Raw genomic sequence first — 7,020 nt, 5'->3', positions numbered from 1 at the left:
CCACTCACCACTTCAAGACAAAACTGCTCTTGCTTTGCGGTCAACCGTTTCATTCATCACCATCCTTGCCGACACCGGCGTAAATCTTTGTTTCGTCGAGCTTCCAGTAGGCCAGAAACTTGCATCCACACTCCCGGCACTCGTGGCGCTGCTGGAGAAAGTCGTTCGTCAAGCACTGCGGACCTTTCGTCCGTATCGTGTCCGATGCTCCGCACTGCGGGCACAGAACCGGTAGTCTCGTAATCATAGAACCCCCTTCAGGAATAAATCCTGCTCTGCTGCATCCATTCGCGCCCACACGTCCAGCATGGTCCCGACCTTCTCCACGTTCCACCACGGCATCGATGGCGTTACTCTGGCGATACCGGCCAAAAGTCCGTCCCGCTCGGCAAGCCTGGATGCCTGCCACAACTCCATAAGCTGCTCGGCGCGGGTCATACGTCACCCCTTGGCCCAAGCAGGCATTCACCAGACACCATACACAGTCGGCACTTGGAGCACGCCCTTGGATGACCCTTGCACTCGGTCAGGGTGGCCATGGTCTTGTAATCTGGCAGAAAGCCGTTCAGCACCGGGTCAAGCCAGAACTGCCCCGGTTTCGGCTCAAGGGACATGGGCGTTTCCGCCCCGGCGTCCTGTTTCGTTGCAACTGCTGTTTTTTTGGTCGGGTCGGTCGGGTCGGTCGGGTTAGCCCACGGCCCACCTAGGTTTTGCTGACCCGACTTGCGTTTTTCGTGGTCGGGTCGGGTCGGGTCGGTCGGGTCGGGTTCCACCTGGGCACCGCTGGCCAACTTCAAAAGGCGGTCAATGTTCAACATGGCTGCCCCCCTTCATCGTCCGGCATGGTCACGGCATACACGCGCACCTTGCCAAGATCCGGAAGCGGCACCCGGACAGTCAGGTTTTTCCCATCGTTTCGATGAAGCAACCCGGCCCGGTCCAAAGCCTTGGCTGCCGTGGCATGATTCAACCCACCCAGCACCGTTTTGAACTGGTCGGAAGTGAAAAGGAACTGCTCTTGCCCGTTCAGGGTCCGGCGGAATCCAGCCCGATCCAAGATCCTTTCAGGCGTGCCAGGGTCGATATTTTGGAAGCGGCTTGACCCGTAGCGGGCAATGAAAGCCCGCACTGTATCCACGGCGCGGCGGTCTTCCTGATCGCCAGCTCCGCCACGGCCTTCAAGCCACGAATCCAAGCAACCTTTGGCGGCGGCCAGGGCTTCGCCTTCGGCCCACGGCACAAGCCCGAAGTCCACGGCAAGCTCCCCGGCAACACCAGCCAGGGCGAAGCGTTGGACCACCCGGCGGACCTGCCCGGAAGCAGTGGGCGGCGTCCAGGCCGACACCACGGCGGCCACGTCCTGGGACAGGTTCAATTCATCCCGGCGTTGGATCAGGGCTTCGATGTAGGCCCGGCCCAACGTGCCATAATTTGCGGCGCAAGCGGCCTTGATTGCGTCCGAGAACTGCCCCGGCGTTTCGTGCCCGTGCAAGTCCTGCCATGCTCCCATTCCCACGCCTGCATCGGCTGAAAGGTCAACAATGCGGACTTCCTGCCCGGCCCGGACCTGCTGGCCGTCTTCCCGTATTTTGCCGGACAGGGTCATTTCCCCGTTGGATACAACCGCGCACCGCCAAGCCTTGAGCGCCCGCGCTGATCCGTCTTGATTAGCCCGGCTTTTCCCCTGGCCCTGGGATAGCAAGTAGGCGGCTTCGGGCACGACACGCGGCCCCGCTTGCCCAATTTCGTCCAGGCACAAGCACGCGTCATTGTGCAAGGCGGCGATTCCTTCCAGTCCGTTGGACGTGCTCCGCCACGTCCTGATCCCCGAAGGTGGGCCATATACGGACCACGCGGCCCGCATTATCGTGGTCTTGCCCGTGCTGCTGTGCCCCCAAAAATGGAAGCCCCCGGAATCCATCCCGGCCAGTTCAAGCAAAGGCCCGGACAGGGCGGCGCTAATCCCAAACATGAGCAAGCGGTTTTTCATGGCCCACGCGCCTATGGTCGCGTTCCAGTCTTCAAGGCTTCCGGCCTGCGTGAATGGATTCGCGGCCATGGTCGCTTGGAGCACAAGGCGTTCTTCGCCCTGACCAATCACTGCGTCCGGGCGGACATAGGCGTTTCCATGCCACCCCGCCCGGTCAACGCACCGCGCCCGGTCATGCACCACCACGGAAGCCAATAACTGCCCAAGCAGTGCCTTTGCCTTTAGACTGGTCGCACCGCGCCACCCACCGCTTGCCATTTCCGCCCGCCAACTCTGCCGGGTGTCATTCAACAAGCTGTAGGGCATGGCCCACCAATGCAACTTTCTATCCGGGTCATGCCAACCAATCAAAAGCCCCCATGCTTCGGAATCGCCGTTTCTGGTCATGGCCTGAAAGTAAATCGGCGCACCCAGCCAGGTTTTTTCTTCGGGCTTTTCCGGGTCTTCGATGTACCAAAGCCCTTCGGCGTTCTTGTGGTATCCGTTGGGCAACTGAACCTGACCCAACCCGACTTGACCCGACCGACCCGACTTGGGTTTTTCGGTAGTCGGGTCGATAAAACCCCCGTCAACCGCGCCTTGACCCGACCGACCCGACCGACCCGACTTGTTTTCAGCATATTGCAAGGTTTCAGACATAGCGCCCCCTTGCCTGCCGGGGTTCGGCCATGCCTGCTTGAAAACCGCTCTCGATAGTCCGGGCGGCTTCGTGATCGCCAAGCCCACAAGCGGCGGCGGCCTGCTCCAAGGCGGTCAGGGCTTCGCCGTGTTCGATCTCGCCACCGCCCACAAGTTGCCCGATGACATAGGCCGCTTCATTCAAGCGGACGTTGCGGCCAGAATCGGGAGACATGGATGCCAGCTCTCGGCATTCACGTTCCAGGGCGACGGCTCCGTATCGGGTCGATAGCGTGGCCAGGATTCGCGGGCATGGTCGCTGCTCCGGTCGGGGCTTCCTGGCCAAGTGGTCAATCCATGCTTGGGGAAGCGGGGCAGGACGTAGGCGGTTCAGCCAGACATAGACCCCGGCTTCGTTTCGTGATGGCGGAATAATCACATAGCCCCCGGCGCTGCGGACATCGATTCCGGGTCCGATCTTGCCAGCACTGCAAGGGATCTCCGCCCCCGCCGGATAGGTGAAGAAAAGCTGATCTCCGCCTGACCCCGTGCGCTGCTGTAGCGTTTCGGGTAGCGGCCCAAGATCCGCTTCCAGATCCTTGCAGGCGGCGATACCATCCACCCCGTTCTTGCGGTCTCTGTCGATGACAAGTAGCCCACTGACCGGTCCGGTCGGCATCCCAATTCCAGCCACCCCCGGCCGAGAAAACATCTCGTTGATCGTGTCCGTGTCGGTAGTGGCGTCCAGGTAGCCGTGCTCGGTCATGGGATGCTTTTTGATATTGCAGGGGAACACCGGCTTGCCCTTCCCGGCAACGCTCAAGGCTGCGCTTTTTAGCGCCTGCCTGCTCACAAAAGCACCTTCGCGGCAATGATGATTCCAGCCGCGACTAGCAAATCAACTTGACTGATTGTCCATCCTGTGAAACATTCAAGCCAAGAAACACACCGTTTCACAAGCCCCATCCCTATGCCCTGCGTGCCCGCGTGGGGCTTTTCCTTTCTCATGCCCTGGCCCCCTTCGCCTGCTGCGCGTCAAACTCAATCGCGGCGGCCCTGGATCTCTCCATCCAATCGGGATGCTGCTCAACAAACATAGCCAACGATGCGGCGGTCCAACCGTCACGACCGTGATGCTTTGCACGGATAGGGCGGAATCCTTCTTTCTCTTGGATCTCTCTGGTCAAATGCCGATCGTATTCCAGCCCGGACCATATTTCCAAAACAACCATCTGCGTATTCGTGACGGCCCCGGAGAAAAACCGTTCCACTTCATCTCTGCCGACAAAATCCCCCGGCCAGTTCTTCACGGCGGCGGCGGTATCCACAAAAGGGCGGTCAGTGGCTACTCTGTTTTTCTTCATGCCTGCACCCCCTGACCCGTGGCGCGGGATTCAATCCATGTAGCCAACTGATCCCGATCATAGGCAACGCGGCGTCCGACCACGATCTTGCCGGGGCCTTCGCCAAGGGCGTCCAAGTTCGCCATGGTTCTGGGATGGAGTAGCCCACCGCTGAAACGACCCACTTCGGCGCGGGCAACGATAGGGCTGGGCCAGGACTCGATCAGCTTTTTCGATAACGTCATAAAAAAACCCCCTTCACGCTCACGCGTGACTTGTTGTGACTGTTAGGGGCTGTTATCGTTGACTTTTTATGTCGCTGTCAGGATGGAAAAAATCCAGAAAGGCGGGAAAAAAGGCAGGAAAAAATCCAGAATTGCGAAAGGGCGTAAAAAAACCGGGTTTCCCCGGTTGTAATTACTCGCTCTGATCAAGCAGCCTTGTGTAGTAGCGGAATCGTTCTCCGTAACTCTTTGCTGCTTCCGATCCTTTCTCTGGGACTGGATCGCCCAATGCGACGGCGGCGGCGGCGTAATTTTTCAAGCCCCATCGATCGACGATTTCAAGCATGATCCAGCCGAACTTCGCCCCTTCGATACTGCGGTAATAGTCGGCAAATTGTTTGGGCGTCTTAAAAATGCGGGCAGGTTCTTCCACCTGCTGATCATGGCCTGGCTCGGTCGTGGCCGTGGGCGGCGTCGTGGCGGTTTCGACGACTTCCCAGCAATGCCCCAACTCGTGAACCATTCGCGGCCAACTGCTTTCTGCAAAAAATCGGAAAATCTTGGCGGCCCGGACATATTTGACCCATTCATCAACGCTTGGCATCAGTGAATGGTCATAAAAAGCAGGATCGGTCTCTGCTGTGCGGGAACCACCGGCTTCACTTGTTGGCTTGGGGACAATGCCGCGCCGTATGCCTTTTACAAATTCAATGGTCAGGCAACCAAGCCTGTCAATCAATTCACCGCAAGTCACATAATCCGAAACTTTTTCTAACGTCATATCATCTGCCCCTTTGCCCCGTGCATAAAGATCCAGGGTCAGGCGCTGCCGGGGCAGGTAGTGCGCTTTTCGGTCGTGATGATCAGTCACGACCTAGACCCTGGAAAAATTGCTATTTGCCGAAAATGCTCGTCACCTTGGATGGCATTGCAAGCTCATCGGCAAGGGCGTCCATGGCCTTGCGCTTGGTTTTGTCATCGTCGTGCGCGTATCTCAACGCCATGATCGGCGAAGACCACCCGCATAATGCTTGCAGGTCAGGCAGGGACATTCCACCCTTGGCTAGTCTGGTTGCTGCGGAATGTCTCAACGTATGAAAGACAACTCGGTCGCGCTTGCCCCGGCCTTCATTTAGGCCCAAGGCTTCCACCGTATCTCGGAATGGTTGCGGCGTCTGCGTGTAGGGATTCCCGGCGCTGTTCAAAAAAACATGCCCGGCCACGCGCCCCTGACTGCGAAGATCCACAAGAAAGGCGACAAGTGGAACTGGTAGCGGGATAGTCCGATCTTTGCCGTTCTTCGTGGCTCGGAAAGTCGCTTCCCCCACGGAAAGATCAAGGTCTTTCCATTCGAGCCCGGCGGCTTCACCAAGCCTGCATCCCGTCATGGCACAAAAAATAGTAATGGCATGGGCGGCCCGGTCGCGTTCGGCCAGGGCTTGTAGGATCGCTTGGAGTTCCGCTGTCGATAAGGTCCGTGTCCGGCGATTGCCACCTTTGCCGATGGTAGCGCCAACGTCACGGGCGGCGGGCGGCGGGAAGGGTACCAGCTTTCGAGAATATGCGAAGGCCAGGACTTGCCGGAGAACACCTGCCATATATTGGCGAGTACGCGGGGCAAGCTGGCCGTCAACCATGGCACCCATGAACCGGTCCCAATGGTCAACGTCTATGTCTTTGATCGGCACGTCGCCAAGGATTGGCTGTAACCAGTTCGAGAAGGCGCTTTCGTCACTCTGCCAGGACTTGGCCTTTTTCCTGTCGCCACTGATTAGCTTGGCGCTGGTCAGGTAAACCGGCCAATACTCGGAAAGGGTCACGTTGCGGGCGGCTTCAAGCTGCTGCTGTCGTTCGGCTTCGGCCTTGGCCTGGGCTTCAAGCTGCTTGGCTTCGGCTTTGGTAGTAGGGGCATCGATGATGCCTTTCTTGGCCTTGATGTACTGCAACCGGATGGAGACGGCATCTTCCTGGGTCATGCCTTCGGATGCCCAACCCAAAGACTCGGAAACCATCTTGCCGTCCACGGCGTACCTGATTCGGAAATACCGATCAGGCGCTTTGCCGTGCTTTCGGTCGGGATGAAACTTGACTTGCACGCCCCGTGCCACTGTCTTCCATTGGCTGCTTTTTTCGTCATCCATCGCCGCCCCCATGCCCTAAAACCTTTGCCAGTTTTTTGCCACTTTTTCCGGTGCAATCGCGTGTTTTTGCGTGATTGTTTGTGAAACCAAACTAGTGATAACATACTGACAAGTCAATCAAATTGTGGTTTTTTGTGACGGCCCGTGAAAGCCATTTTTCGGATTCGTAATCAGCAGGTCGAGAGTTCAAGTCTCTTTCCTGGCTCCAGAAAATCAAGGACTTAGATGTAAAATCTAGATCCTTTTTTCTTTTTTTGGCATTTGAGGGATACTTTGAGGTGTCCAAACTTTTGCCCGTGCTGTCCCAGCCAGACCGGCCCGCTTGTTCCGGCCAGGGCCTTGGCTTCCCACGCGATGCCGGCCAGGGTGTCCGTGTCGGTGGGGGTGATCTTGCCGGCGGTGGCGTCGGAGTAGATCCTCCCAACTGCGTTCCCTCCGAACTTCCGCATGGGCGCTTACTGTGAATAAATTTTCTCTATAAATTATCGATTTTGCGATATGATTGGACCTTGAGCCGGATTCATGCTTACGAACTGCGCCCATATGTCCGGCGCGTCGGGCGCGGGTAGGTCGCGCGTGGATGGCGTGCATCACGAAACGGCACGGGGAGGAGCGATGGAAGGAAAACTGGACAAGAAATATGGTCTTTTTACGGCCATTTCCATGGTCGTGGGCATCGTCATCGGCAGCGGCGTGTTCTTCAA

At 57.9% G+C, this 7,020-nt stretch carries 10 protein-coding genes; 1 reads left to right on the top strand and 9 read right to left on the bottom strand.

Annotation, left to right across the window (positions count from 1 at the left end; genetic code table 11):
* Positions 1-243: 243 nt before the first annotated feature.
* From EOL86_10785 to EOL86_10745, 9 genes are all read right to left on the bottom strand, one after another.
* Positions 244-438, bottom strand: coding sequence for a hypothetical protein (locus tag EOL86_10785; protein ID NCD26058.1), 195 nt, complete (start codon positions 436-438; stop codon positions 244-246).
* Complete coding sequence (locus EOL86_10780) at positions 435-818, bottom strand: hypothetical protein (GenBank protein ID NCD26057.1); 384 nt, start codon at positions 816-818, stop codon at positions 435-437. The genes EOL86_10785 and EOL86_10780 overlap by 4 nt, the downstream gene beginning before the upstream one ends.
* Positions 812-2,629 carry a DUF927 domain-containing protein gene (locus tag EOL86_10775; GenBank protein NCD26056.1) on the bottom strand — a complete coding sequence of 606 codons (1,818 nt, stop codon included), beginning with the start codon at positions 2,627-2,629 and terminating at the stop codon, positions 812-814. Before EOL86_10775 ends, EOL86_10780 begins: the two co-directional genes overlap by 7 nt.
* The gene (locus EOL86_10770; GenBank protein ID NCD26055.1) at positions 2,622-3,461 is read right to left on the bottom strand and encodes a bifunctional DNA primase/polymerase; all 840 of its coding nucleotides are present in this window, start codon (positions 3,459-3,461) and stop codon (positions 2,622-2,624) included. Before EOL86_10770 ends, EOL86_10775 begins: the two co-directional genes overlap by 8 nt.
* Before the next feature lie 151 nt (positions 3,462-3,612).
* The gene (locus tag EOL86_10765; protein ID NCD26054.1) at positions 3,613-3,972 is read right to left on the bottom strand and encodes a hypothetical protein; all 360 of its coding nucleotides are present in this window, start codon (positions 3,970-3,972) and stop codon (positions 3,613-3,615) included.
* Complete coding sequence (locus EOL86_10760) at positions 3,969-4,196, bottom strand: hypothetical protein (GenBank protein NCD26053.1); 228 nt, start codon at positions 4,194-4,196, stop codon at positions 3,969-3,971. The genes EOL86_10765 and EOL86_10760 overlap by 4 nt, the downstream gene beginning before the upstream one ends.
* Positions 4,197-4,368: 172 nt before the next feature.
* Positions 4,369-5,046, bottom strand: coding sequence for a hypothetical protein (locus tag EOL86_10755; GenBank protein NCD26052.1), 678 nt, complete (start codon positions 5,044-5,046; stop codon positions 4,369-4,371).
* A gap of 22 nt (positions 5,047-5,068) precedes the next feature.
* The gene (locus tag EOL86_10750) at positions 5,069-6,328 is read right to left on the bottom strand and encodes a site-specific integrase (protein NCD26051.1); all 1,260 of its coding nucleotides are present in this window, start codon (positions 6,326-6,328) and stop codon (positions 5,069-5,071) included.
* A gap of 209 nt (positions 6,329-6,537) precedes the next feature.
* The gene (locus EOL86_10745) at positions 6,538-6,765 is read right to left on the bottom strand and encodes a hypothetical protein (protein NCD26050.1); all 228 of its coding nucleotides are present in this window, start codon (positions 6,763-6,765) and stop codon (positions 6,538-6,540) included.
* A gap of 73 nt (positions 6,766-6,838) precedes the next feature.
* Here EOL86_10745 and EOL86_10740 point away from each other — a divergent pair.
* Positions 6,839-7,020, top strand: a 182-nt coding sequence (locus EOL86_10740; GenBank protein NCD26049.1) for a hypothetical protein, incomplete at its 3' end; no start/stop codon positions are given.

This window comes from Deltaproteobacteria bacterium (assembly GCA_009930495.1).
GTDB lineage: Bacteria > Desulfobacterota > Desulfovibrionia > Desulfovibrionales > Desulfomicrobiaceae > Desulfomicrobium.
This window is presented reverse-complemented; position numbering and strand designations above follow the sequence as displayed.